This is a genomic window from Alicyclobacillus suci, from assembly GCF_017329615.1.
In the GTDB taxonomy this organism is placed as follows: domain Bacteria; phylum Bacillota; class Bacilli; order Alicyclobacillales; family Alicyclobacillaceae; genus Alicyclobacillus; species Alicyclobacillus suci.
In genome coordinates this window covers 24,542-48,793 of the sequence record NZ_JAFMTW010000017.1, presented here as the reverse complement: position 1 = coordinate 48,793, position 24,252 = coordinate 24,542, and the positions used below count along the sequence as shown (strand labels likewise).

Here is a 24,252-nt window from a genome sequence, read left to right as displayed (position 1 = left end):
TGAACATGGTGCTTACCTGTTTTTCAATGGACGCGACCGGCTGTGTCCGAACAGACAGGTGCATCGGACAACCTCTCAAACAAGTTAGGGGAAGAGAAACGTGGATTTGTTGAATAAAGTCCGGGAACTTGGGCAATTGTTGCACAGTTCCAATGATCAAGTGGAATTTGATGATGTAGCTGAATTTCTTAGTAAAGTGCTCAGCAGTAATGTGTACATCGTAGGGCGCAAGGGAAAGATTCTCGGATACGGCGTAGCTGAACACGCACTGACTGAAGAATGGTTAGACATCATGACGAAAGACCAACGGTTTCCCGGAGACTTTAATAAACATCTGTTGAGAATCGAGCAAACCGTGGTCAATCTTGACGAGGCACAAAAACAACCGTTTTATGTGTTCTCGCCAGAAGAAAATGAATCGTTCCGCAGCAAGTACGTGAGTGTTGCACCAGTAATCGGCGCGCGTGAGCGACAGGGGACACTGTTGTTTGCTCGTTCTGAACGGCCGTTCGAGGAAGACGACCTCATTTTGGCTGAGTATAGTGCCACCATCGTCGCTTTGGAAATCGTTCACGCCCGTCAACAGCAAAAAGAGGAAGAGTCTCGTCAACGCGCTTTGGCTCACCTCGCAGTTGAGTCGCTAAGCTTCTCTGAGTTGCAAGCGGCGAAATACTTGCTGGATGCCGTTCGCGAATCTTCCGACGGCATTGTCGTCAGCAGTCAAATTGCCGATGAGCACGGTGTGACCCGGTCGGTGATTGTCAACAGCATTCGCAAGCTCGAGAGTGCAGGTACGATTGAGAGTCGTTCGCTTGGGATGAAGGGAACGCACTTGCGCGTGTTGAACGCTTTTGTCGAAGATGAAATTGCTCGTCAGTTTGAACGCTAAGGTTTCATCACTGGGAACGGGGACGCCTTGTTACATGGGTGGTTCCCGTTTTATTTTGTTGATGTGGCGAGGTGGGTATCCACCTCGCCACTTGTTTGTTAGATGCAACTGTTCCCATGAACGATTCAGGCGTTTAATGCCGTCGGTAAGTTGAGGTAGTAATAGCACAGCGTTCGTAGGCCCTTATCAAAGTTGGTTAGGGAGAAGTGCTCGTTTGGCGCATGGAAATTTTCATCGCCAAGGCTGAATCCCATCAGCACAACGGGCTTGTGGAACAGCTGCGAAAATGTCTCGACCACCGGGATAGATCCACCCATCCGTGTGAACACAGCCTTCACGCCATAGGCATGGGTGTACGCGTCTGCGGCCAATTGAATGGCTGGATGGTCGTACGGTGCAAGGTATGGATGACCGCCGTCTTGACGGATAAATGTCACTGTCGCGCCTACGGGTGTGTGTTTTTGGATATGGGCTTCGATGAGATCGAGAATTTTGTTCGGATCTTGGCCCGGCACGAGTCGGCAGGTCACTTTGGCGTGTGCTTCGTTGGGGATGACGGTTTTCGTGCCTTCACCTTGGAACCCGCCGTAAATGCCGTTGAGTTCGAGTGTGGGGCGCGCCCACAGCCGTTCCAACGTCGTGTATCCTGGTTCGCCGTGGAGTGCGGAGAGCCCGAGTGACTTGCGGTAGCTTTCGTCGTCGTGCGGTAATTTTGCGTACTCCGCGCGCTCTTCAGGACTTAACTCAATTACGTCGTCGTAGAATCCTTCAACCGTGACGGTGCCATCGGGGGCATGGAGTGTGTCGAGCAATTCGACGAGTGCGTGTACCGCGTTCGGGACGGCGCCACCATAAAGGCCCGAGTGTAGATCAGAGTTGGCGGTTTTCAGGTCGATTTGGCACGCAGCGAGCCCGCGCAGCCCATAGCAAATGGAAGGCTGATCCGGCGCCAACATCGTGGTGTCGGAAATCAGGACGAGATCAGCTTGGAATTGGGCTTGGTGTTCGTTGAGAAACGCCTCTAAATGGGCTGACCCGACTTCTTCCTCGCCTTCGATGCAGAATTTCACGTTGACTGGCAATTCCCCATGCTCCTGCAGAATTGCCTCTAAGGCCTTGATGTGTAAGAAGGTCGGCCCCTTGTCGTCGCTGGCACCGCGCGCGTAAATCTGGTTGTCCCGAATGTCCGGTTCAAACGGCGGCGTTTGCCATAAGTGCAATGGATCAACCGGTTGTACGTCGTAGTGACCGTACACGAGGACGGTTGGCTTGCCAGGCTTGCCTAACCATTCACCGTAGACGACTGGGTGACCTGCGGTCTCCATCAATTGCGCATTCTGAAATCCGGCGTCTGTGAGTGCCTCTTTCAGGAACTGTGCGGCGCGCCGGATGTCTTGTTTGTGCTCTGACAATGCGCTGATGCTTTGTATCGACAACAGCGATTTGAGTTGTGCTAAGTGTTCTTCCCGCTTATCTCTGAGGTGGCGTTCAATAGCATCCATATGTACTGGAACTCCTTCCGGGTGACGAGTGGGCACCCATGCTTGGTTGCCTGGATCATACCGCAAAAATGGATGCGGATAAATGGGCCATCAAACGCGCTATCATCCTGCTAATTCCAAGTTTGCAACTGTGTTTGCATGAGTTTTTTCGGACGCAACAACCATGTATACTTACTTTTAATCACGTTGTTATGACATCTCATGCGATGGGAAACCTTCGAAACAGATATTGCACAAACAAACAGGAGCGGGGAGAGAACGAGTTGGACAGTCAACAAATTGCGGCGCATTTAATGCAAAATAGTTGTCGTATGTTTAAAGGGCGCACTTGCCACCCCGAGCCGGAGGCGATACGCAAGATTGTCCTGCTCGAGAGATCTGCCTTGTTGCCGAATTATTTTGCGGCGCAGGCGGAAGGGACACATGCAGAGGCGATAGACCATCTGCATCAAGTGCTCTCGGAACAAATTCACAGAGCAACTTATCAGACGTGCTTGAAAACCGGCACTGACGAAAGTCGTGGTGTAGCGAGAGAAAAAGCGACGGCGTTTGTCGAACGGCTACCTCTTTTGCAGGATATGTTATACGAGGACGTCATGGAGACGTTGCAGGGCGACCCAGCTGCGACGGGTCCGGATGAAGTCATTCTGACCTATCCGGGTATTTTTGCGCTTGGCGTCTATCGCGCGGCGCATGTCCTTGTGGAATTGGATGTACCGCTGTTGCCCCGTATGATGACAGAGTACGCTCATCGGTTGACGGGCGTGGATTTGCATCCAGGGGCGACAATTGGTCGTAGCATCATGATAGATCACGGTACGGGCATTGTCGTCGGCGAAACGGCCGTCGTGGGTAACCACGTAAAGATTTACCAGGGCGTCACACTGGGGGCCCTTTATTTCCCAAAAGACGAGCAAGGGATGATGCTTCGTGAGGTCAAGCGCCATCCAACCGTCGAAGATTACGTGATTTTGTATTCGAATTCCACGGTGCTTGGCGGTGAGACCTTGATTGGTCATCATAGTGTCATCGGTAGCAATACCTGGGTGACGCGAAGCGTACCGCCATACTCCAAGGTGACATATGAGACCGAAAGTGTCGTTCGAACGAAGGAAGCGCACTGAGGATAGATGAAAATTCGGAAAATGTAGCGAAATGAATGGAAAAAGATTTTGGTCTATGTTACTTTTTTAGTAACCCTTTACCCCTGATATGGCCCACCGAAATGGTGTGGCTATTTTTTTGGTGGCTGTGCGGTACCGAATGCGTTTGATTTGTAAGAACCGTTTGGTTACACTGTACTGGAAAACTGAATCGTTCCTTCGGGGCAGGGTGAGGCGTCAGCCAATTCCCGATCGGTGGTGACATGGTCAAATCCATGGAGTCCACGAGCCGACCAGTCTGCGGTAGTCATTCGGCTGCGCAGTCTACAATGGCATGAACTGGTGAGATTCCAGTACCGACGGTATAGTCCGGATGAAAGAAGGAGAACGTGAGCACATGCGAAGTGTAGGTGTATACCTACGCCTGTATCGCCGCACTTAGAAAGGTGTGGTCGCTATTTCGCTTTGTATTTGTGTTCGTTGATTATGTGTTTGAATGCCCCCGTGAAGATTCGGGGGCGTTTTTTATTGGAGGTGTACGGGGTTGACACCCGATGAAGGGTTTATGCGCATGGCCATCGATGTGGCGAAGATTGGGCAGGCTCAGACGTCGCCGAATCCGTTGGTCGGGGCACTGGTCGTCCGCGGTGGTGTCGTGGTTGGTCAGGGCGCACATCTTCGGGCCGGCGGTCCTCATGCGGAAGTGCATGCGTTGCGAATGGCTGGTGATTTAGCAGAGGGCGCGACGATGTACGTGACGCTCGAACCTTGTAATCACTATGGGAGAACGCCACCGTGTACGGAGGCGATTCTGCAGGCGGGGGTCAGCCGGGTGGTCATTGCCTGTGTCGATCACGACCCGCGCACGAAAAACCTCGGCATCTCCCGGCTGAAAGACGCAGGTGTCGAGGTGCAAGTTGGTGTACTGCAAGATGAGGCACAAGCGCTTAACAAGGCATTTTTTCACCGGGTGGATACAGGTCGACCGTACGTTGTGTACAAGGCGGCGATGACGCTCAGTGGGCACGTCGCAGCCGATACGGGTCACAGCCAGTATGTCACAGGGCCAGCCGCGCGTGCGCAGGTTCAGCAACTGCGAAGGACCCATTCTGCCATTGCGGTCGGTATTGAGACCGTACTTGCGGACGACCCGCGACTCACCGTACGCGATGAAACAGGATTGGCAATGGGTATCCTGCAGCCGACTCGCGTTATTTTTGACTCCCACCTGCGTATTCCAGTGTCCGCCAAGCTCGTTGATGAACCGGGGAGAACGCTTGTGATTACGACCGAACAGGCAGCTTGTGACCAGTCTGACAAGCTTTCGCAACTCACAGCGATGGGTGACGTCGATGTGATTCCGGTCGCGCAGTCAGCGGGTCACTTGGATTTGGCCGAAGGGTTGGCGGTCGTGGCGGATTGTGGTTGCAATTCATTGCTGCTGGAGGGTGGACCTCGGTTGGCGGCTGCGTTTTTTGAGCGACAGTTGGTGGATGAAGTGGTGATATATATCGCGCCGAAGTTGTTGATAAGTGGCAAGTCGGCTTTGGCAGGTTCGCCGAGCACGCAGATGGGAGAGGCGATTTCACTGCGCGACATCCAAGTTGAAACGGTGAACGGCGATTGGAAGTTCACAGCAGCGGTGGATTACGATGCCGCAAGACGCTAGAGATGAGACGAGGTGAGCGGCAGATGTTTACGGGGCTCGTGGAGGAACTCGCACAGGTGCGCCACATACACGTAAGCGCGCAAGGCGCAAAGATTGAGTTGTCTGCACGGACTATCCTCGAAGACATGCAACTGGGGGATAGTATCGCGGTCAACGGCATCTGTCTGACAGTCGTGCGCATGGGCGACGGGGCGTTTGTGGTTGAAGCTGTGCCAGAGACGATGCGACGCACGAATCTACATACATTGCGCGCGGGGGATACCGTTCATGTCGAGCGCGCGATGGCGGCGAATGGACGTTTTGGCGGACATATCGTGTCTGGGCACATTGACGGTACAGGCAGAATCTCGGAGATTCACCCCGAAGGGATGGCCAAGGTGCTGACGATTGCCTGCGATAAAGAGATTCTTCGCTACGTCGTGGAGAAGGGCTCGATTTGCGTTGACGGCGTGAGTCTCACCGTCATGGGTGTCACATCGACTGCGTTTGAGGTGTCCATCATTCCCCACACACGAGGTGTTACGCGCCTTGGCCACGCCAAAGTGGGCGATGAGGTCAATCTCGAGTGTGACATCCTCGCCAAGTACGTCGAACGGTTGCTTAATCTGCCTGCGGGTTCGTCGGAGAATGGGGCACGCAAGTCAACCGTGACATTTGATTTGTTGCAGCAACACGGTTTTGCATAAGCACAACAAAGGTGAGGAGGGAATGGCATGACCCACGCAATTGAAGAGGCCTTGGCAGACTTGGCCGCAGGGAAAGTAGTCATTGTCGTCGACGATGAAGACAGAGAGAACGAGGGCGACTTTGTGGCGTTGGGATCAAAAGCGAGCGTGGACGTCGTCAACTTCATGATTACGCACGGACGGGGCCTTCTATGTGTGCCCATCACACCAGAACGCGCCGAGCGCCTGCAATTCGAGGCAATGATTTCCACGAACACGGACGCGTATGGCACAGCGTTTACCGTTTCTGTCGACGGGGCGGCCACACACACGGGCATCTCGGCGGGCGAGCGGGCGCAAACCATCGCTGCGATTGTGCGCGACGACACGGGACCACAGGATTTTCGCCGGCCCGGTCACATCTTCCCGCTGATTGCGAAACCAGGTGGTGTTCTGCGACGGGCAGGCCATACGGAAGCGGCGGTCGATCTCGCCCGGCTCGCGGACGGCTCCGACGTCGGTGTTATCTGCGAGATTCTGAATCCCGATGGGACGATGGCCCGACTGCCGCAGCTAGAGGACATTGCCGCTCGTCACGCGTTGAAAATCATCACGATTGCGGACCTGATTGCCTACCGCAAGCGCGAGGAGAAACTGGTCTCGCGCGAAGCGGAAGCCAAGCTGCCGACGCGCTTTGGCGATTTTCGTGCGGTTGTCTATACCAACAAGGTGGACGACAAGGAGCATATCGCGTTGGTGATGGGCGAGATTCAACCGGAAAGCCCGACGCTCGTGCGGGTTCATTCGGAGTGTCTGACGGGTGACGCCTTCGCATCGCTGCGCTGTGATTGTGGGTCACAATTGCATGCGGCGTTACGCCAAATTGCAGAGGAAGGTCAAGGTGTCTTGTTATACCTGCGCCAGGAGGGACGCGGGATTGGCCTGTTGAACAAAATTCGGGCATATGCACTGCAGGATGAAGGTGCAGACACGGTGGAGGCCAACCATCGGTTGGGCTTCAAGGACGATTTGCGCGATTATGGAGTCGGTGCGCAGATTCTGTCTGATCTGGGCGTCCGCAAAATGCGTCTGCTCACGAACAATCCGCGCAAATTGGCTGGCGTCCTCGGCCATGGGTTGGAGGTGGTCGAACGCGTGCCCATTGAGGTGGACAGAAATCCGCACAATGAAGGGTATTTGAAGACCAAGCGCGATAAATTAGGGCACTTGTTAAACCTATGAATGGAGAGGGAGTTATTATCTATGCGTACGTATGAAGCGCAATTGGTTGCACACAACCTGCATATTGGTATTGTCGTTTCCCGCTTTAACGAGTTTATCACCGGCAAATTGTTGTCCGGGGCGATTGACGCGTTAGAGCGCCACGGCGTCAAATCGGACGACATCGAGGTGGCCTTTGTACCGGGCGCATTTGAGATTCCATATGCCGCGAAATGGATGGCGCAGAGCGGGAAATTTGACGCGGTGATTACGTTAGGGGCGGTTATCCGCGGTTCGACACCGCACTTTGATTTTGTCGCTGCAGAGGTGTCTAAAGGTGTGTCCCAATTGTCACTCAACACCGACACGCCGGTTATTTTCGGCGTCCTGACGACTGATACGATTGAGCAGGCGATTGAACGCGCTGGTACAAAGGCTGGCAACAAGGGCTTTGATGCGGCGGTTGGCGCCATTGAGATGGCTAACCTCAGAAAATTGATTCGCGGGTAACTGCGGCGCACGGAGGAGGGATAGTCATGCCTGTTGCATCCGTCAATGGTGTAGACATCTACTATGAAATCCTTGGCGAGGGTCGCCCGCTGGTGCTTGTGATGGGCCTTGGTGGCAATCTCGACTGGTGGGGAACCGGCTTTCGCAAGCGCCTTGCTAGAACGCGCCAGGTCATCGCATTTGACAACCGCGGAGCTGGCCGTACCAAAGCACCCGCAGGCCCCATTCAGATTGAGCAGATGGCGGACGACCTGGCTTCTTTGCTGGACGCGCTATCGATTGAGCAGGCCGACGTGTTTGGCGTGTCGATGGGTGGGATGATTAGTCAAGCACTCGCTTTGCGCCATCCGCATCGGTTACATAAACTGATTCTCGGGTGCACCAGTTGCGGTGGGGCGCAGCAGGTGCCACCGACACCGCAAGCGCGGGAATTGCTGATGGCATTCTCGCACGCGCAGTCGGAAGCGGACGCGATGGTATATCATACAAAATTGTTATTTCCAGAGGCATTTATTGAACAGCATCGGGATTTGTTGCAGGCTGCACACAAGATGATGTTCCGGATTCCTATGACGCCGGACAATTTTGAGCGGCAGTTGCACGCGATAGAAGCGTGGTCGGGCACCTATGACCGCCTTCCGTCTATCACGCACCTGACGCTTTTGTTGCACGGGACTGCTGACATTCTGTTGCCGGCACAAAATAGTGAGTTAATGGCGCAGCGTCTACCATCCGCTCGCTATATCGCGTATGAGGGATGTGGTCATGGCTTCATAGTACAGGCGGCGCAACAGGTCATTTCGGACGTCGATACATTTTTAGCAGAATAGCGTTTAGCCCACTTTGGGTGCTGGCGGCCACGTGAGGCCGCCATTTGTATTTTTCATCAATTATTGGCACGATGGAGGCAGTAACTGCTTCTGAAAGGAAATAGATGATGTTTTATGTGTACATTCTCGAGTGCAGCGATAAGACGCTGTATACGGGGTATACCAACGACGTTCACCGCCGCGTCGAGGTGCATAATGCGGGGCGTGGGGCCAAGTATACGCGCACGCGCATCCCTGTCCGCCTCGTCTATCAGGAGGCGTTGCCGGATAAGTCAGCTGCGCTGCGGCGTGAATGGGAGATTAAGCATCTACGACGCAAGGCGAAATTGGCCCTGATTGCACAATCTCAAGAAAGTGCCTCGGTCGCTTTAACGAATCGGAACTTTACCTAGACGGCAAGCGACCAATGGAATATTCTTAGTAAAACGCCATTTTTCGATAATCGTCGTCGCGTTTCGTGTCGTGCCGATTGGTTGGCGGGTGCGGAGGTGTGGAGGATCGACTGGATTCAGTGGATGTGGCTGATTCTCACGTTTGTCTGTATTGTTTTGGAACTGCTCACGACAGGGATTTTTTTCATTCTATTCGCGTTGGGCACCTTGTTTGCGTTTATCGCGTCGTTCTTCTCCGTCAGCGTCACGAACCAAGTGGTCGTGTTTGCGGCCGTCACGCTGTTGTGCTTGTTGTTTCTGCGACCGTTTGTCCGGCGGTGGCTGCATTTGGATGGCTCTGGCGGTGCGGGTTCGGTGCCGGACTATATCGAGCAAAACATCGGCCTGGAGGCGCCTGTCACAGAGGAGATTGTGGCGGGAGGCAAGGGGCAGATTCGCATCGGTACCGAGATATGGACCGCACGGGCGGTTGACAATCGCGGGATTGCACGCGGGCGGACAGTTCGCGTTGTTCGAATCGAAGGTGTGACCGCAGTGGTCGAACCCGTGGGGCCGCAGAAGACTGAGGAGGCGTTCCAGTGATAGCGCTGTATATCGTACTGGCGATTGTCGTGATTTTAGTTATCGTCGTCGTCGTTTCAAGTATCAAAATTGTCAATCAGAACGAAGTATTTATGATTGAGCGGCTCGGCAAGTTCTACAAAAAGGCTCAGTCTGGCCTTAACCTCATTGTTCCGTTCATCGACAGGGTGGTCAACCGCGTCGACTTGCGCACGCAGGTGATTGACTCTCCGCCGCAATCCGTGATTACGCGGGACAATGTCAGTATATCCATCGATGCTATCGTCTACTTCCGCGTCACTGACCCATATAATGCCACTTATCAAATCGACGATGTGTTTCTGGCCCTTGAATATTTAACCGCGACGAACCTGCGGGATGTCATCGGCAGTTTAGACCTCGACGAAACACTCTCTTCCCGCGAACAGATTAACACTCGCTTGCGCGTGTCGCTCGACGAAGCGACGGACCCGTGGGGGGTTAAGGTGGAGCGTGTCGAAGTGAAAAATATCAATCCTCCGTCAGATATTCGCGAAGCGATGGAAAAGCAGATGCGCGCCGAACGGGAGAAGCGGGCGGCGATTCTTACCGCAGAAGGGGAGAAACAGGCGGCGATTACACAGGCGGAGGGTCGTAAACAAGCTGTTATCCTCGAGGCGGAAGCCGTGAAAGAATCAAATATCCGGCGGGCTGAAGGCGAAGCCATGGCCATTCGCCAAATTGCCGAAGCAGAGGCCAATAAGATTCAAATGATTTATGATGCGCTGCGCAATGCCAATGTAGATGAGCGAATGCTCGCAATTAAGGGCATTGAAGCGTTTGAACACCTAGCCGAAAGTGACAACAAAGTCTTTGTACCGTACGAATCAACGGCAGTTATGGGTGCGTTCGGTGCGGTACAGTCGTTGCTTGGCGGGGATAAAAAAGCGCAGGATTGATGGTTTTCGGGAAAAAACAAAGACAAACGGTGTGCAAATACGCACGCCGTTTGTCTTTGTTAGATTGTCTTTGAGGGAATCACTTACCTACGGATAGTGTCAGCTGTTTGCCGTTGACGTTCCATTCACGCGTGAGGTCCGCGTCCTCGAATGGCGTTTCGGTGAGCTCACGAATCAGTACCGTTCTGGCAATGCGCGCCGCATTGCGCCGCAGGACGTCAAGAACCTCTTTGTCCCCTTTTGCGTAGAAGCGCACTTTGTGCGTCACACCGTAATCTACTGTTTTGCGCATCATCTGCATTTTCGAGATGATTTCGCGGACAAATCCTTCTTCAATCAACTCCGGCGTGAGTTCAGTGTTGAGTCCGACGAAGCCGCGCGCGTCGACGGTGATTCGTCCTTCGAAATTCGGTTGATAGCGAATTTCACCGTGTTCCGTCGTCAACGTTTCGCCTTCGAGCGTGACTGAACCGTCTTTCCGGAACGCCTCAATTGTCTGTGCATCCGCAGCCTTCGCGGCCTGGTTGAGCGCTGGCAGTTTCTTGCCGAAGTCTTTGCCCACAGCTGCCAGATTCAGATACAGTTCCGGTTTGGCAATCTCGTCGAGTTCGGCGAAGACGACGTCTTTGACGTTTAATTCGTCCTTGAGAATCTCGACGAATCTGCCGAGTGTCGGTTCGTCGGCCACAGGGACGTACAATTTTGCTAGCGGCTGACGAGTTTTGATTTTGCTTTCGTTGCGAAGATGTCTGCCTGCTTCGACAACGCGCAAGACCACCGCCATCTGGCGAATTAACTCCTCGTCGATGAGGCTTTCATCTGCCATCGGAAAATCGCAGAGGTGTACACTCAGCGGATGGCCAGCGGATGGTTCGTTTTGCAAAACTACGTTTTGGTAAAGTTCCTCTGCGATAAACGGCGTCAACGGCGCAGCGAGCTTGGCGATGGTCGAAAGCGCTTCGTACAGCGTGAGATACGCTGCCACCTTGTCGTCTTCCATGCCCGATGCCCAGAAACGCTCGCGGTTGCGGCGCACATACCACGTCGACAACTCGTCGACAAACGCCTGTAAAGCGCGGGCAGCCGTGGTCGCGTCATATTTCTCCAAATGCGTGTCGACCGTTTGAATCGTCTGCTGGAGGCGAGCCGACAACCACCTATCCATCAGCGGCCGCTCTGCGACAGGGATGAATTTCGTCGCGGGCTGAAATCCATCAATGCCTGCGTACAGCGCATAGAAGGAGTGGATATGCTGCAGCAGGTCGATAAACTTGCCTTTACTCTCTTCGACCGCTTTGTGATAGAACAGCTGCGAGTTCCACGGCTGCGTGTTCGACACGAAGTAGAAGCGCAGTGCATCCGCGCCGTGCATGTCGAAGGCCTCGAACGGATCGATCACGTTACCCTTGGACTTAGACATTTTTTTGCCCTTTTCGTCGAGCACGTGCCCGAGCACCAGCACGTTCTTGTACGGCGCCTTGCCGGTGACCAAGGTCGAGATGGCGAGCAGGCTGTAGAACCAGCCGCGCGTCTGGTCGATGGCCTCACAGATGAAGTCGGCCGGGTATAGGCGCGAAAAGGCCTCTTGGTTTTCAAATGGGTAGTGCAACTGCGCGAATGGCATGCTGCCTGAGTCAAACCAGACGTCGATGACCTCCGGTACGCGCTCCATCGTGCCGCCACACGCACAGGCGAAGGTCAATTCGTCGATGTACGGTTTGTGCAATTCCTGCGGCAGGCGTCCCGCTTTTGCTTCCAGTTCCGCTTTCGAACCGATGCATTCCGCATGCCCACACTTCGCACAGCGCCAGATTGGAAGCGGCGTGCCCCAGTAGCGGCTGCGGGAGAGGTTCCAGTCGATGACGTTCTCCAGGAAGTTCCCCATCCGGCCCTCGCGCACGTGTTCTGGTATCCAGTTCACCGATTTCGAGTTGGCAATTAACTGCTCTTTCACTTCTGTGGTGCGGATAAACCAACTGTCAATCGCGTAGTAGATGAGTGGTGTATCGCAGCGCCAGCAGTGTGGATACGAGTGCTCATGTTTGTGTTTGTCGTACACTAGGCCGCGGCGGGAGAGATCTTTGACGAGATCGACATTGAGCTCCTCGTCTTTGACGAACCGTCCCTCGTACTCTGCGACATCGGCAGTGTAACACCCCGTGTAGTCGACAAAGTTGACAAACACGATGCCGTTTGCGCGGCACGCGCGGTAGTCGTCTTCACCGTGGGCTGGCGCCATATGAACAATTCCTGTGCCTGACTCGTCCGTGACGTGGCTAGATGCAATGACGATATGCTTCTTGCCCTCGACCGTGACATATGGGAAGACGGGCTCGTATGCCGTACCGACGAGTTCGCGACCGGATTGTTGTGCGATGACAGCGTCATCTCCACCGAGAAAACGGTCTTTGAGGCCGCTTGCGACCCAGACGTTTTGGTTCACTTCCTGTTGGTGAATGAGCACGTATTGGAGATCTTCGTGCACCGCCAGGGCCACATTGCTCGGCAGCGTCCACGGTGTCGTCGTCCAGGCCAACAGGTAAGTCGGTCGGCCGTCTACGTCGCCATCTTTCACGCGGAATTTGGCCGTCACGGAGAGGTCTTTGACGTCCGTATAACCCTGGGCGACTTCGTGACTCGACAAGGTCGTCTCACAGTGCGGGCAATATGGACTGACGCGATGCCCCTGCTCCAAGAGTCCCTTGTCGTAGATGATTTTCAGCAGGTTCCAGACGGATTCGATGTAGTCGTCGTTAAGCGTCATGTACGGGTGGTCGAGGTCCGTCCAATAGCCGAGGCGTTCCGTCAGTTCGCGCCACGTCTCTTCATACTGAAAGACGCTAGAGCGGCAGGCTTGAATGAATTTCTCGACGCCAAATTCTTGAATCTGCTTCTTGCCGCTGATGCCGTATTTTTTTTCAATCTCGATTTCCACCGGCAGTCCGTGTGTATCCCAGCCCGCCTTGCGCGTGACGTGGTAGCCCTTCATCGTCCGATAGCGGGGATACAAATCCTTAAACACGCGGGTCAGTACGTGGCCCGGGTGCGGGCGACCGTTGGCCGTCGGCGGTCCTTCGTAAAATACCCACTCGGGGCGGCCTGCGCGAATTTCCTCACTGGTGTGGAAAACGTCGTGTTCTTTCCAAAACTGAAGTACGCGTTCCTCGCGTAGTTTTGCAGGTTCCTTTGCATCGACTTTTCGCAAAGCCAACGTCGTCACTCCTCTTGTTTAACCCTGTTCCTGGCTGTTGTGACAAACGGGTAGACCAGGTAAGCAAAGAAAAAAGCACCCGCCCGCGAAGGGACGAGTGCTGTGCTCGCTGTACCACCCAACTTAATGGCGGAGCCAGAGGACCGCGCCATTCCATCAGTCGAATGCCGCACGGTAACGCAGCATAATCAGCGCGTCGACGGAATCGGTCATTCGCCTCTCTGTAACGGGAGAACCCGATGCTGCTTACTGGGCGCACCAAATTGCGCAGCGTTCAGCAGATTCCTCAGGGGAGATGTTCACCGACCGCTCTGTGCGTGGGCTTCCACCAATCCCCACTCTCTAGTGCACCAGCTTGTGGCTACTCGGCCCCGTCAATGGACTCACATGTCGAAATGATAGTACATATTAGCATGTTTCTACAAACTTGTGCAAATCATCGGCCGAGTATCTCCGGCACGATGCTGACTTCATCGTGTACACATCATTTGTCACGTGTTCACCCTTGTTGTCCAGCGAGGAATGTGTTGATGGCGTTCACTAAGGCGATTGCCGCGTCACCCTGCGTCATCGTCTGATTCGGGTTGAATTTCCCATCCACCAAGGGGATGATACCTGCGCCGCTAATCATCGCCACGGCTCCCTCATCAGCTTTGGGGACTGCAGAGACGTCCTTGTAGTTGAGCTTAAAGAGTGACGGATGTGCAGCTGGCCCTTGCCAACCTAACCAGTCGACAAGCCAATTGGCAGCAGCTAGTCGCGTCAACGCGGAAGCGGGCGACAGGTCTCCATTTCCCGGTAGCCACCCTTGCATCAGTGCCTCGGAGATGTTTGTAGCGTACGGATTGTCTGCGGAAACGTCCGGAAATTGCGGTGCTGGTGACCCGGAGATGTCGTACTGGTAGGCATTTGACAGCCAAGCGATAAATTCTGCGCGGCTGATGGTGGCCTTCGGGTCGATGGTGCCACTTGGCAGGAAACCATTAGCTTGTAGTTTTGTAATGGCCACCTGGGCTGGGGTCGCGTTTTTCGGCAAGTTCACGGGTGTTGATAACAAGCCGTTGTTGGCCGGAATCAATTTTCCTGTCAATGCGTCTAATATTCCTGTTTCGTCTGGCAGTGGTGCTGGCGCGTAAACCAATTTTGCCTGGTCTGCGTACTGGAGGGGGTACTGTTGGTCGCCTGACGCATTTTTTACAATCGGAAGAAAGTACTGCAGTTCGACAGGGTCTTGTTTCAGAAAGTCCGCCTTCGCGTCTGATACCGAGATGGCGTTTGCTGGGGAAGGGAAGGATGCGCTTGGGTCAACGGATAAATTTGCATTTTCCAGTTCCCCAGTAAACGCATTCAAGACGACGTTCAGTGCTGGAATTTGGATTCCGTTGATGAAGAGGTCGTAAGTAAACATCACTTGCCCGTTCATCACGTTGGCTTGACTCGTCGGCTCGATGGCGAAGGCGCCTGTGAGGGTCGGATAGAGCTTTTCAACCGCCGCGTTCGCGTTTGCTTGTAAGGCTTGAAGGGACAGTTGCGGCGCGGATGTGGCGGTGGGTTGTACCACCCCCCCGCTGTCGTAGTCTGTGATGATGCCATCTGTTGCATCGACGCTGACAGAGAGGGTCTTCCCAGTATTGGAATTGACATAGTTGAAGTCGACAATTGGGTGCTGGGCAAACTCTCCAGATGACGAGAGGCTTTGCCCCGTCCCACTGCTGATGTTCCAGTCCGGTGCCGCGAGCCCCAATTGTTGCGCGATTTGCGTTTGTAATTGGGCGGTTGTGTATGGCTTTGCCGAAGCCTTTGGCAGAGCGTGCGGACCGTCTGCGACAAGGGGTGCTTCCGGGGTTATCCCTGTGCTGTTGCCTGATGATGCGGGGATTGGCGTACCGGTTGCGTCCAGTGGAAGTCCTGTTACGGCGTCCAGCGCAGGAAGCGGGTTGAGGGGATTCAACGCCGACGTAGTTGGCGCATATACGAGTTGCTGAGGTCCTGCCCCATTGCGTGTGAACTGCGGTTGGTATTGTAATGATAAAATCAAATTATTCTGATATCGAGTCGCAGCATCCGCTGGTGTGAGAAGGGTGGACGGTACGCTCGGCAATTGGACATCTTGCCAAGACAGATTGTACTCGATTAGGTTGCCGAGGTTGTCTAGGTGAATGACGGCCTGGTTAAACGGGGCAATGATGCCGTTTACTTTGCGGACGAAGAGAAAGACAAACCCGCCGTTTTCGGCGCCAGACCCGGGCTGAATGGATAAGTCCTGATAATGGGTTGGCGTGAGTTTCGCCAACCAGTTTTCAGCTTTTTGCTGGGCTGCACTGCCCGAAATCGTCTTCGTCGGATCCGTCCACGCACTACCATCTTGATTAAACTGAATGACGTCTCCTGTATTCGCATCGATTGCGATATTTGCATAAGCGTTGGTCAAGCGCGGGCCGGGTTGGTTGTTCATCGCCACGGGCGACCAGTTCAACTGATAATCCAATTGACCTTTGACGGTCGGATTGGGACCTAAGCTGACGGTTGGGTTCTGATTGTTTGCGAACAGTTCTGGGACGAGTTTTTTTGCGATGTTGATGGCGTCGTCACTAGAATATTTAGGCGAGGTACTGCCCGATGTCGTAGCCGCAGGCGAATTATCGCTTGCGCTCCCGTCGTTATCCGCGGCAAGTGCGGTCGATAGGCCTGTGCTAAGAACGACGATACTACTCAAGAGGACCACATGAAATCGCTTATGAACATATTGCACTAGATCACCCCAAGTATATGATTGGAAACACTTTGGGTATATTCTACCAATTATTTTATTTTTACGCTATAGATTTCCTAGATAGGTGAATGGCCAGTTTGGTTATAATAGAGTAGATGTTGGGCTGGTTCAGCATTGGCAAAAGTGAATTCCAGACTGGAGTGGACAGATGATGGCCAAAGCCGTCGTGATTTTAAGTGGCGGATTAGATAGCACTACGTGTATGGGCCTGGCCAAAGCGGCAGGCTACGATTTGTACCCGCTTACGTTCGATTATGGACAACGGCACAATCGTGAACTGGTTTGCGCCGTCGAGGTTGCAAAGCATTATCAGGCGTCTGACCATCGGATTGTGAAACTCGATTTTCTTCGCCAGATTGGAGGAAGTGCTCTGACGGACGACGAAATCGAAGTGCCGCAAGATGGTGTTTCGGAAGATATTCCAGTCACCTATGTGCCGGGGCGTAACCTGCTGTTTTTGTCGATGGCGGCATCTTATGCAGAGGTCATTGGGGCAGAGGCGATTTATATCGGCGTCAACGCGTTAGATTACAGCGGCTATCCAGACTGCCGACCAGCGTTTATTGAGGCAGTACAGACGACGATTGCCAGCGGTACGAAGGCAGGCGTGGAGGGGCGACCCATCCGAATCGAAACGCCACTGCTTCATTGGACCAAGGCGGAAATTATTCGCAGGGGCATGGAACTGAACGTTCCGTATCAATTGACGACTAGCTGTTACGTCGGTGAGGAAGTTGCATGTGGTGAGTGCGACAGTTGCCGTTTGCGGCTCAAAGGCTTTGCCGAAGCGGGTTATCAAGACCCGGTCGCGTATCGCAACGACGTCAACCGACGATAACGGTGGAACACATACGAGCGCTGCGTCGGGAGCGCTTGAGCTTGTGTCTATGTATGAGCTATGCGCATTCTTGCGCAATCCTCGTGAAAATTAGGTCTGGAACGCCTGAATGAGGCGCCAGGCCTTTTCAATTTGTTTGCGTTTTTCCGTATCGGCAGTCATGTATTCTTGAATAAATGGCAGTGCGTCCGGATGCATGCGCATAAATAAAATAAATCGCGCTTCCTCTCGAGACAGCGCTAAGTTCGTCCACCCAGATTCGACCGCTCCAGCTTTTTTACTCGCTCCAGATGTTTCGTTTGAGTTTTCCTTCGTCGCGCCTGCGGGCGATGCCGAATGCTTCGGTGTCAGCTTGGCGTTGGCGTCGGCATTGTCAGCTTCTGCTGAACCGATAAGGTCACGCACGTCTGTTCCGAGAGCCGCCGCGAGCGAGCGGATGGTGGCTTCGTCAGGTTGTCGCCGGTTTGTTTCATACATGGCGACGGCACTTGTTGAAATCCCGGCTTGTTTAGCTAGCTTGGCCTGGGTCAAGCCGAGCGCTTTGCGCAGAGATGCAATATTTTCTCCAGTGGTAGTCAATGCCGATTCACCTCGTCAAATCCGTTCTACTCCGTTATGGGTTCATCTGTGTTGACCATATGATAGGCGGTCATGGTCAATCGATGCATCATCGCTTCTCTGGCGGGCTCGGGGATTTCTGCTTCTATCATGGCGCCCTCCATGCAGACTAGCCACGCCTTGGCATGCCGGTTTGTAATGGGGAATGGTAGATGCCGCGCGCGCAACATAGGGTTGCCCCGATTTGCCTCGTACAGTCTTTCGCCACCGAATAATTGGGTGAGAAACCAATATTGGCGTTGTTTTACATCGTCAAATGAAGATGGAAACAGAGGCCGGAGCAGCTTGTCTTGCTCGACCCGATTATAAAATGCGTCGACGAGTTTTTCCATTGTTGCGGCGCCACCGATAGCCTCGTAGATTGTCGTTGGATGTTCGTTCATGGGCGTTCCTCCTGCGTACTTGATTCTACTATAACGAATTTTCTCGTGGCGGTCGTCCTTGTACCACAAAAATCCGTCGACTTATAATAAAGTGAACGAAGGGGAGGAGGCGATAGGTTGAATCCACATGACAAGGCGCACGAACTGATTCGGGCCATTCGCGAGTCGGATGCATTCTTACGAGCGAAAAAAGCAAAACAGTCGATTGAACAGGATGAATCGATCAAACGAATGGTTCAGGATTTTAAGCGTCGGCAGTTTCAGTTACAAGCGAAACAGATGATGGGCCAGTCTGTAAGCGACGAAGAGATGTCGCAGATGCAAAAACTCAGCGACGTCATCGGACTCAATATGGACGCTAGAACCTATCTGCAGGCAGATATGGAACTGCAGGTGCTAGTCATGGATGTGCAAAAACTCCTGTCTGACTTGCTGAACGAGGTCAGTCTACTCTCCCTGGAGGAAATCTACAAGGAAATGGGGCAATCCTAATGAAGGTTACATACCACGGTCAATCCTGCTTCATCCTTGAACACGACGGACATCGCATTATCATTGACCCATTTTTGAGCGGAAACGACAAAGCGGTCATTCAACCGGAGGACGTAGAGGTGTCCTACGTATTGCTCACACATGGTCACGCTGATCACGTGCTCGACGCTGAACCGATTGCCCGCAAGAACAATGCGACGATTATCGCGCCGAATGAACTGGCGACCTACTATGGCACGAAGGGGTTAAATGTACACCCGCTGCACATTGGTGGGAAGCATGATTTTCCATTTGGACGGGTGAAGTTGACGCTCGCATTCCACGGCTCTGGCATCGAGGAAGGGAATGCGTTTCGCTACGTAGGTCCGCCGGTTGGCTTTCTCATCACGATGGGTGGTAAGACTGTGTACCACGCTGGCGACACGGGGCTGTTTGGCGACATGAAGACGGTCATTGGCGCATTGAACGACATCGATGTCGCGTTGTTGCCGATAGGTGACAACTTCACTATGGGACCTGAGGATGCGCTGATTGCTGCAGAGTGGGTTGGCGCGAAACATGTCATTCCGATGCACTATAATACGTTCCCGCTGATTAACCAAGATGCTGACCAGTTCGTGCGCGACTTGGACGCCAAGGGCATAAAAGGAATTCGGTTGAATATCGGGGACAGTGCAGAATTTTGATGCGTTGGTGCTCTATGATGAAATAACTGTGATGAAGCGTTGCCTATAAAAAAGATGGGGGAGTTGCCTCCCCCATCTTTTTCAGTGAGCTTTGTCGGACATTTTGACCATCAAGCCTGCGAGGGTGTGGCGCTCCTGCTCGTCGCCTGCATCCCACATTTCCTTCAACAGGCGTTGTTCCGGATTTTTCGGGTCAACCCGATCCGCCAGGAATTCGCCCATTTTCGAAGCTACGTTGGTAATCTGATCGTCGCTAAACCCCATTTTTTGCGCCTTATCTACGTGTTCCCCCAAGAACTCGCGCCAATTGTCAAAGCTGTCGAGTACGCTCATCCAATCATCCTCCTAGATAACTGATGTCCCCTTCAATTTGCGTCAACACGCCATGGTCTATGCGTGAAACAGCGAATCGGTTGCGTCTTTTGGTGGGAAAGCCCCGTTATCGTGGTACCGGATTGGCAAATGTCCGGAAGACATAACTTGGACAGCCTGGGCATAACGTGGACAAGAGAAGTAACACACGGTGAAAGGGGCATAAAGATGCGCAGAAAAGTGGCAAACGTGGCAAATAGCCGCCAAAAATCACTGATTTATACATGTGCACTGATTGGATTAACGGTATATGGGGTTCCGAAGCTACCGAGATTGGCCCACGGAATGGCTGGGACGTTTACTGTGGTTTGGTTGTTGTTTGTCGCTCTTTGTGTCGGCGCCAACTTGTATTTTTTGTTTGGCGCGGACAAGGAGCGCAAACGCCTGCTCGAGCAACAAGAAATTGAAGTCAAGTCGCAAGGGCTGCGCCCGGAGGTTCGGCGTTTGCGCGGATGACCATGCCGCCAAACGTTATTTGGCGTTGCGCGTCACCCAAATCACGGCGCCAATTGCACAAAGCACACATAAAATGATGGTACCAATCGGGTCAAACGTACCGTTCATAAATTCCACGGTTTCATGGCTCCTCTTCAAACAACCGGTCCTTTTGCAGTGATGTGCCGCGCGAGCGATGATCGCGCAGCACATTACTGTTATCCGGTTGTAACATTCGTCCTTTGACGAGAATATTCTCTCCGAAGCGATTCCGCAAGGCGTCTGTGACGCGCGTCAGTTTTTCCAATTTCGTATCGTGTTCAAATTCTGCCTGTTGTTTGGTCAATTGGAACAAATCTGTCTGCAAAGCCACTTCTGACGAGTTGTCTTTTTCGCTAAAGTCACTCATAGAGATGCCGATGAGGCGAATGGGTCTCTTCACCTGCCAGTTGGATTGTAACAGCGTTTGGGCATGCTGATAAATATGTTCGGTCAAGTCTGTCCGGTAATCGAGCAGTTTGCGCCGTGTCACCGTCTCGCGATTTTCATATCGAATGGTGAGCGTCAAGACGCGGCCAATGACCTGATGTTTGCGCATGCGCCGACCGATTTGGTCGGACAAGTTTAGTAAGACGCGCCGCAGGGTTTCCATGTCGGTGACGTCGTTTGGCAACGTGATGGAATGGCCAATGCTTTTGGCGGGAGCGGGATTGGGAGAGACTGGCCGGTCGTCTTCGCCATTCACGAATCGTTTGAGTTCGAGTCCGCGAACGCCTAGGAGATGCATAATCAAGCTGTCACTGGCCAGCGCGAATTGCCCGATGGTGCGAATGCCGATACTTTGTAGTTTGGCCGCGGTTTTGTCACCTACACCGTGGATTTCCTCGACAGACATCGGCCAAAGAATCGTTTGGAAATTAGATGAACTGATGTGGGAGATGCCCATCGGTTTTTTTAAATTGCTGCCCATTTTCGCAAAAAACTTGCTGTTGGCGACGCCAATCGAGCAGGGGAGTTGCAATTCATCTCGAATCGTGTCTTGAATGGTCTTTGCAATCGTCAGTCCGTCGCCAAATTGACGACTGCCTGTTACATCCGCATAGCATTCGTCGATGCTGACGATTTCTACCAGCGGGGTGAACCGTCTGACGATATCGAAAACGCGCCGTGCGTATTTGCGATATAGTGCGAAATCGGGTGGAATGAATATGAGATCGTTGCATACGCGCAACGCTTCTTGCACGGTCATCGTCGTCTTCACGCCGCGGCGTCGCGCTTCGTAACTCGCGGTGACGACAATTCCATGTCGAGTTTCCGGACTGCCGGCGACAGCAACTGGGCGATTTGCATATTTGTTCGGCTCTTCCGCCGCGTGACACGACGCGTAGAACGCATTCATATCGACGTGGAGAATTTGTCGAGTAGATAACATGTCACGTGGCCTCCTTTCGATGATCTCAGTGTAATCGAACTGGTGTTTCCATGCCATTGCGCGTTTTTGTAAATTGCTGTGGATAGGCTTAGGGAGGCGAAAATGTGAAGGAACAGCGATTGCTGCGCATTCGCGAGTTGGTGAGCCAACAGGAAATTGAAACACAGGAAGAATTGGTACGGGCGCTTGAGGAGTCTGGATTTGCCGTTACGCAGGCTACGATATCGCGCGACATCAAGGAATTGCAATTAATCAAAGTAGTGGGGACAAATGGCCGGTATAAGTATGCCATTCCCGTCATGGCTTCGAGTGTTACCTTGGATGCGTTGCGACGTAGGTTGGCGGATGTTTTTATTTCGCAGGCGCGCGCACAGAATCTCGTGGTTATCAAGGTTTTGCCTGGCAATGCAAATGCAATTGGGTCCATGATTGACACCATGAATCACAGTGGGCTGTTGGGGACGATAGCAGGAGACGATACCATCTTGCTCGTCTGCCAAGACGAGGACGCGGCTATCCGATTGCTAGACACCTTAATTCCACAGGCGGACAGGCGGCCGACAGAGTAACACTATCTCGATTGGCGGTGCGATGGACCGCCATAGATTTTTTAGAGAGGGGCAATTTGGACATGCCACTTTACGCATCGATACTTGATCTCATCGGGAATACGCCGACGGTTCGCCTCAATCGCGTGCCCGATGCAAACGGCGCCGAGGTCTACTTGAAACTCGAGGGTAAAAACCCAGCGGGGAGTGTTAAGGACCGCCCAGCTTATCACATGATTGTGGAAGCTGAAAAGGAAGGTAAACTCATACCAGGGGTGAGCACGGTCATTGAGCCGACCTCCGGGAATACGGGAATTGGCCTTGCGATGGTCTGTGCAGCGCGCGGTTACCGCTGTATTATCACGATGCCGGACAACGCGACAGAAGAACGTGTGAAGCTGTTAAAAGCTTACGGCGCCGAGGTACACTTGACGCCTGCAGCGTTGCGTATGCAAGGGGCGATTGACGAGGCTCGGGAACTGGCTGCTAAAACGCCGAACAGCTATATCCCGATGCAGTTTGAAAATCCGGCCAATCCAGATGCCCATCGTCACACGACTGCGTTGGAAATTTACCAGGACTTCGAAGGAAAGCTTGACGCGATGGTATTGACCGCAGGGACGGGCGGGACGGTTACGGGTACAGGGGAAGAATTAAAACGCCGGATTCCAGACCTCAAGATCTACGTCGTGGAGCCGAAAGGTTCACCAGTCATCTCTGGTGGTAAGCCGGGGCCTCACAAAATTCCTGGGACTGGCCCAGGATTCGTCCCGAAGAATTTGAATCGGGACGTGTTTGACGAAGTGCTTTTGATAAGTGATACAGATGCACAATCCATGGCTCGCCGGCTCGCCGCTGAGGAAGGGATCCTGGTTGGCGCTTCGGGTGCCGCATCTGCCCATTTTGCCATTGAGATTGCAAAACGCTTGCCGTCAAGTGCACGCGTGTTGGCCATTGCTCCGGACACTGGAGAACGTTATCTATCTTCTGATCTTTTTCAGAGCTGAGATAGTTTGGTAAACGATTTAACAAATTCGACGAAAAGATGGGTCCAAAGACTCATGAAGATGAAAACATATACACGATATACTTATCTCGTAGTGTAGAACTCTCTACACTGTACCTACGAAACCCCGATTCTAGTGCGCAAATGCGCAAAAGCCTGCCAAGTATGTTGGCAGGCTCTTTTTTGGTGCGCGTATCACATCAAGTCAGAGGCAGCGTGACTGAGCATGGTGGCGGCCCGCGCTAGGTCTTCAGCCTTTTGGGTTTCGTTTTCCGTCATTTCCGTCAAAATCGTAAGCATGGCGGCTTTGTCTTTTTGTCTGGCCTTTGTTTGCAGCGTCGTCTGTGCGGTGCCAATGTCACTCTGCAGATGAAGGGCCGATTGCAGCAGTGCTAAAGCGTTTGCGACGGATGTTTCAGCTGTCGTCAGTTTAGGTGTTGGGCGTTTCGCAAGCGCGACGCCAAGCGCCGACGTATACGTATGTAAGGATTGTTTTAAGTTGGCTTGCTGTTTCTCGTCTAAGGCTGTGGCTTTTGCATAATTGTTCAATTGTGTCGCAAGTTTATCGGCCGTATCATCTTTTGCGCTTGTCGCTGACGATTGCGACTTGCCCGCATAGATGCCAGTCCTTTTCGATAAGGTCTGCGACTGCTTCGATGTATCGCTAGACTTTGCTTGGGTCACTGCGTGCGAACGGTTCGATGGCCCCACAGCGACACTTGTATTTGTCTGGCTTTCACTACGTATTCCTGAATGATTCCCTGAAAAATTTCCTTTGTCCGGTGTGGTCGCCCCGCGCGACGAACCGAGTCGTCCAGATGCACGGGAATGTCCACTCGCCTCGGGGTTAGTGACATTTTGGTGACTATGGCTATCTTGCGCATATTGTGCAATGGCTTGCTGAAACTGTGTCACGATTTGATTGAGGTCCGTGACCGGTTTTTTTGTCGATCCGCCAGGAACTTGGTGACTTGGCCCCATACCGGTTTCGCGATGGCTATGACTTGGTTGGATATCGGCGTTTGAACGGCTGGTGTGCGTATGTTGGGGGAATCCTTGCCAGCTCGCGTCCGCCTGTACAATATGCACACTGAACACGGAGCTGACAAGGGTTGTCACCAGTCCTGCAGACAACAGAAGTGGACTCCGCAATCGACGTACCTCCCTTGGTTAGCTTA

Annotated in this window: 24 protein-coding genes and 1 riboswitch; of the genes, 16 read left to right on the top strand and 8 right to left on the bottom strand. The window is 53.1% G+C overall.

The genetic code is table 11. The features are described 5' to 3' along the window. Positions 1-100: 100 nt before the first annotated feature. Entirely contained in the window at positions 101-889 is a 789-nt protein-coding gene (gene codY, locus J3482_RS10465; RefSeq protein WP_146823027.1) for a GTP-sensing pleiotropic transcriptional regulator CodY, read from the top strand. Positions 890-1,014: 125 nt separating this feature from the next. Here codY and J3482_RS10460 read toward each other — a convergent pair whose 3' ends face one another. Beyond that, on the bottom strand, positions 1,015-2,391 hold the full coding sequence (locus tag J3482_RS10460; RefSeq protein WP_146823029.1) for a dipeptidase: 1,377 nt from the start codon (positions 2,389-2,391) through the stop codon (positions 1,015-1,017). 263 nt (positions 2,392-2,654) lie between these two features. Between J3482_RS10460 and J3482_RS10455 the strand changes: the two genes are divergently transcribed. From J3482_RS10455 to J3482_RS10415, 9 genes are all read left to right on the top strand, one after another. Continuing rightward, positions 2,655-3,515 carry a serine O-acetyltransferase gene (locus J3482_RS10455; protein WP_146823031.1) on the top strand — a complete coding sequence of 287 codons (861 nt, stop codon included), beginning with the start codon at positions 2,655-2,657 and terminating at the stop codon, positions 3,513-3,515. 190 nt (positions 3,516-3,705) lie between these two features. Further along, a riboswitch (FMN riboswitch) is annotated at positions 3,706-3,883 on the top strand. Positions 3,884-4,038: 155 nt separating this feature from the next. Then, on the top strand, positions 4,039-5,163 hold the full coding sequence (gene ribD / locus J3482_RS10450; RefSeq protein WP_146823033.1) for a bifunctional diaminohydroxyphosphoribosylaminopyrimidine deaminase/5-amino-6-(5-phosphoribosylamino)uracil reductase RibD: 1,125 nt from the start codon (positions 4,039-4,041) through the stop codon (positions 5,161-5,163). Between the two features lie 23 nt (positions 5,164-5,186). Continuing rightward, positions 5,187-5,849 carry a riboflavin synthase gene (locus tag J3482_RS10445; RefSeq protein WP_206922384.1) on the top strand — a complete coding sequence of 221 codons (663 nt, stop codon included), beginning with the start codon at positions 5,187-5,189 and terminating at the stop codon, positions 5,847-5,849. Between the two features lie 27 nt (positions 5,850-5,876). Then, positions 5,877-7,070 (top strand): bifunctional 3,4-dihydroxy-2-butanone-4-phosphate synthase/GTP cyclohydrolase II, encoded by a 1,194-nt coding sequence (locus J3482_RS10440; RefSeq protein ID WP_146823037.1) that lies wholly within the window; start codon positions 5,877-5,879, stop codon positions 7,068-7,070. 21 nt (positions 7,071-7,091) lie between these two features. Further along, entirely contained in the window at positions 7,092-7,559 is a 468-nt protein-coding gene (gene ribH / locus J3482_RS10435) for a 6,7-dimethyl-8-ribityllumazine synthase (RefSeq protein WP_206922383.1), read from the top strand. 26 nt (positions 7,560-7,585) lie between these two features. Then, positions 7,586-8,389 carry an alpha/beta fold hydrolase gene (locus J3482_RS10430; RefSeq protein ID WP_206922382.1) on the top strand — a complete coding sequence of 268 codons (804 nt, stop codon included), beginning with the start codon at positions 7,586-7,588 and terminating at the stop codon, positions 8,387-8,389. A 104-nt stretch (positions 8,390-8,493) separates the two neighbouring features. Beyond that, positions 8,494-8,781, top strand: a complete 288-nt coding sequence (locus J3482_RS10425; RefSeq protein WP_236018121.1) for a GIY-YIG nuclease family protein — start codon at positions 8,494-8,496, stop codon at positions 8,779-8,781. 96 nt (positions 8,782-8,877) lie between these two features. Then, positions 8,878-9,363 (top strand): NfeD family protein, encoded by a 486-nt coding sequence (locus J3482_RS10420; protein ID WP_146823043.1) that lies wholly within the window; start codon positions 8,878-8,880, stop codon positions 9,361-9,363. After that, on the top strand, positions 9,360-10,280 hold the full coding sequence (locus J3482_RS10415; RefSeq protein WP_021296246.1) for an SPFH domain-containing protein: 921 nt from the start codon (positions 9,360-9,362) through the stop codon (positions 10,278-10,280). Before J3482_RS10420 ends, J3482_RS10415 begins: the two co-directional genes overlap by 4 nt. 79 nt (positions 10,281-10,359) lie before the next feature. Here J3482_RS10415 and ileS read toward each other — a convergent pair whose 3' ends face one another. Together ileS and J3482_RS21540 are read right to left on the bottom strand one after the other, a co-directional pair. Then, positions 10,360-13,485 carry an isoleucine--tRNA ligase gene (gene ileS, locus J3482_RS10410; protein WP_438938613.1) on the bottom strand — a complete coding sequence of 1,042 codons (3,126 nt, stop codon included), beginning with the start codon at positions 13,483-13,485 and terminating at the stop codon, positions 10,360-10,362. A 505-nt stretch (positions 13,486-13,990) separates the two neighbouring features. Next, positions 13,991-16,243, bottom strand: a complete 2,253-nt coding sequence (locus J3482_RS21540) for a YcdB/YcdC domain-containing protein (protein ID WP_206922379.1) — start codon at positions 16,241-16,243, stop codon at positions 13,991-13,993. A gap of 172 nt (positions 16,244-16,415) precedes the next feature. Between J3482_RS21540 and queC the strand changes: the two genes are divergently transcribed. Next, on the top strand, positions 16,416-17,102 hold the full coding sequence (gene queC, locus J3482_RS10400; protein WP_206922378.1) for a 7-cyano-7-deazaguanine synthase QueC: 687 nt from the start codon (positions 16,416-16,418) through the stop codon (positions 17,100-17,102). Positions 17,103-17,192: 90 nt separating this feature from the next. Here the strand turns inward: queC and J3482_RS10395 are convergent, their stop codons facing one another. Both J3482_RS10395 and J3482_RS10390 read right to left on the bottom strand, forming a co-directional pair. Beyond that, positions 17,193-17,681: a helix-turn-helix domain-containing protein gene (locus J3482_RS10395; RefSeq protein ID WP_206922377.1), complete on the bottom strand. Its 489-nt coding sequence runs from the start codon at positions 17,679-17,681 to the stop codon at positions 17,193-17,195. A 26-nt stretch (positions 17,682-17,707) separates the two neighbouring features. After that, the gene (locus tag J3482_RS10390; RefSeq protein ID WP_206922376.1) at positions 17,708-18,103 is read right to left on the bottom strand and encodes a globin domain-containing protein; all 396 of its coding nucleotides are present in this window, start codon (positions 18,101-18,103) and stop codon (positions 17,708-17,710) included. Between the two features lie 117 nt (positions 18,104-18,220). Between J3482_RS10390 and J3482_RS10385 the strand changes: the two genes are divergently transcribed. Beyond that, complete coding sequence (locus J3482_RS10385) at positions 18,221-18,595, top strand: YlbF/YmcA family competence regulator (protein ID WP_206922375.1); 375 nt, start codon at positions 18,221-18,223, stop codon at positions 18,593-18,595. Continuing rightward, positions 18,595-19,281 (top strand): metal-dependent hydrolase, encoded by a 687-nt coding sequence (locus J3482_RS10380; protein ID WP_146824501.1) that lies wholly within the window; start codon positions 18,595-18,597, stop codon positions 19,279-19,281. The genes J3482_RS10385 and J3482_RS10380 overlap by 1 nt, the downstream gene beginning before the upstream one ends. 81 nt (positions 19,282-19,362) lie before the next feature. Here the strand turns inward: J3482_RS10380 and J3482_RS10375 are convergent, their stop codons facing one another. Continuing rightward, complete coding sequence (locus J3482_RS10375) at positions 19,363-19,614, bottom strand: DUF3243 domain-containing protein (protein ID WP_146824500.1); 252 nt, start codon at positions 19,612-19,614, stop codon at positions 19,363-19,365. 207 nt (positions 19,615-19,821) lie between these two features. On the opposite strand from J3482_RS10375, the gene J3482_RS10370 reads away from it, so the two are divergent. Further along, complete coding sequence (locus J3482_RS10370) at positions 19,822-20,109, top strand: hypothetical protein (protein WP_146824499.1); 288 nt, start codon at positions 19,822-19,824, stop codon at positions 20,107-20,109. Positions 20,110-20,230: 121 nt separating this feature from the next. On the opposite strand, the gene J3482_RS10365 is transcribed toward J3482_RS10370, so the two are convergent. After that, the gene (locus J3482_RS10365) at positions 20,231-21,520 is read right to left on the bottom strand and encodes a DNA polymerase IV (RefSeq protein WP_206922374.1); all 1,290 of its coding nucleotides are present in this window, start codon (positions 21,518-21,520) and stop codon (positions 20,231-20,233) included. 104 nt (positions 21,521-21,624) lie between these two features. Between J3482_RS10365 and argR the strand changes: the two genes are divergently transcribed. Then, on the top strand, positions 21,625-22,089 hold the full coding sequence (gene argR / locus J3482_RS10360; RefSeq protein ID WP_146824497.1) for an arginine repressor: 465 nt from the start codon (positions 21,625-21,627) through the stop codon (positions 22,087-22,089). A 62-nt stretch (positions 22,090-22,151) separates the two neighbouring features. Beyond that, positions 22,152-23,075, top strand: a complete 924-nt coding sequence (gene cysK, locus J3482_RS10355; RefSeq protein ID WP_146824496.1) for a cysteine synthase A — start codon at positions 22,152-22,154, stop codon at positions 23,073-23,075. A 194-nt stretch (positions 23,076-23,269) separates the two neighbouring features. Here the strand turns inward: cysK and J3482_RS10350 are convergent, their stop codons facing one another. Next, complete coding sequence (locus J3482_RS10350; RefSeq protein ID WP_206922373.1) at positions 23,270-24,226, bottom strand: hypothetical protein; 957 nt, start codon at positions 24,224-24,226, stop codon at positions 23,270-23,272. Positions 24,227-24,252: the final 26 nt, after the last annotated feature.

Bases quoted from the DNA above. Each gene is read 5' to 3' on its own strand.
- J3482_RS10460 (WP_146823029.1), bottom strand. From the start codon at position 2,391: ATGGATGCTATTGAACGCCACCTCAGAGATAAGCGGGAAGAACACTTA.
- J3482_RS10445 (WP_206922384.1), top strand. From the start codon at position 5,187: ATGTTTACGGGGCTCGTGGAGGAACTCGCACAGGTGCGCCACATACAC.
- J3482_RS10440 (WP_146823037.1), top strand. From the start codon at position 5,877: ATGACCCACGCAATTGAAGAGGCCTTGGCAGACTTGGCCGCAGGGAAA.
- ribH (WP_206922383.1), top strand. From the start codon at position 7,092: ATGCGTACGTATGAAGCGCAATTGGTTGCACACAACCTGCATATTGGT.
- J3482_RS10430 (WP_206922382.1), top strand. From the start codon at position 7,586: ATGCCTGTTGCATCCGTCAATGGTGTAGACATCTACTATGAAATCCTT.
- J3482_RS10425 (WP_236018121.1), top strand. From the start codon at position 8,494: ATGATGTTTTATGTGTACATTCTCGAGTGCAGCGATAAGACGCTGTAT.
- queC (WP_206922378.1), top strand. From the start codon at position 16,416: ATGGCCAAAGCCGTCGTGATTTTAAGTGGCGGATTAGATAGCACTACG.
- J3482_RS10390 (WP_206922376.1), bottom strand. From the start codon at position 18,103: ATGAACGAACATCCAACGACAATCTACGAGGCTATCGGTGGCGCCGCA.
- J3482_RS10380 (WP_146824501.1), top strand. From the start codon at position 18,595: ATGAAGGTTACATACCACGGTCAATCCTGCTTCATCCTTGAACACGAC.
- J3482_RS10375 (WP_146824500.1), bottom strand. From the start codon at position 19,614: ATGAGCGTACTCGACAGCTTTGACAATTGGCGCGAGTTCTTGGGGGAA.
- J3482_RS10370 (WP_146824499.1), top strand. From the start codon at position 19,822: ATGCGCAGAAAAGTGGCAAACGTGGCAAATAGCCGCCAAAAATCACTG.
- J3482_RS10365 (WP_206922374.1), bottom strand. From the start codon at position 21,520: ATGTTATCTACTCGACAAATTCTCCACGTCGATATGAATGCGTTCTAC.
- cysK (WP_146824496.1), top strand. From the start codon at position 22,152: ATGCCACTTTACGCATCGATACTTGATCTCATCGGGAATACGCCGACG.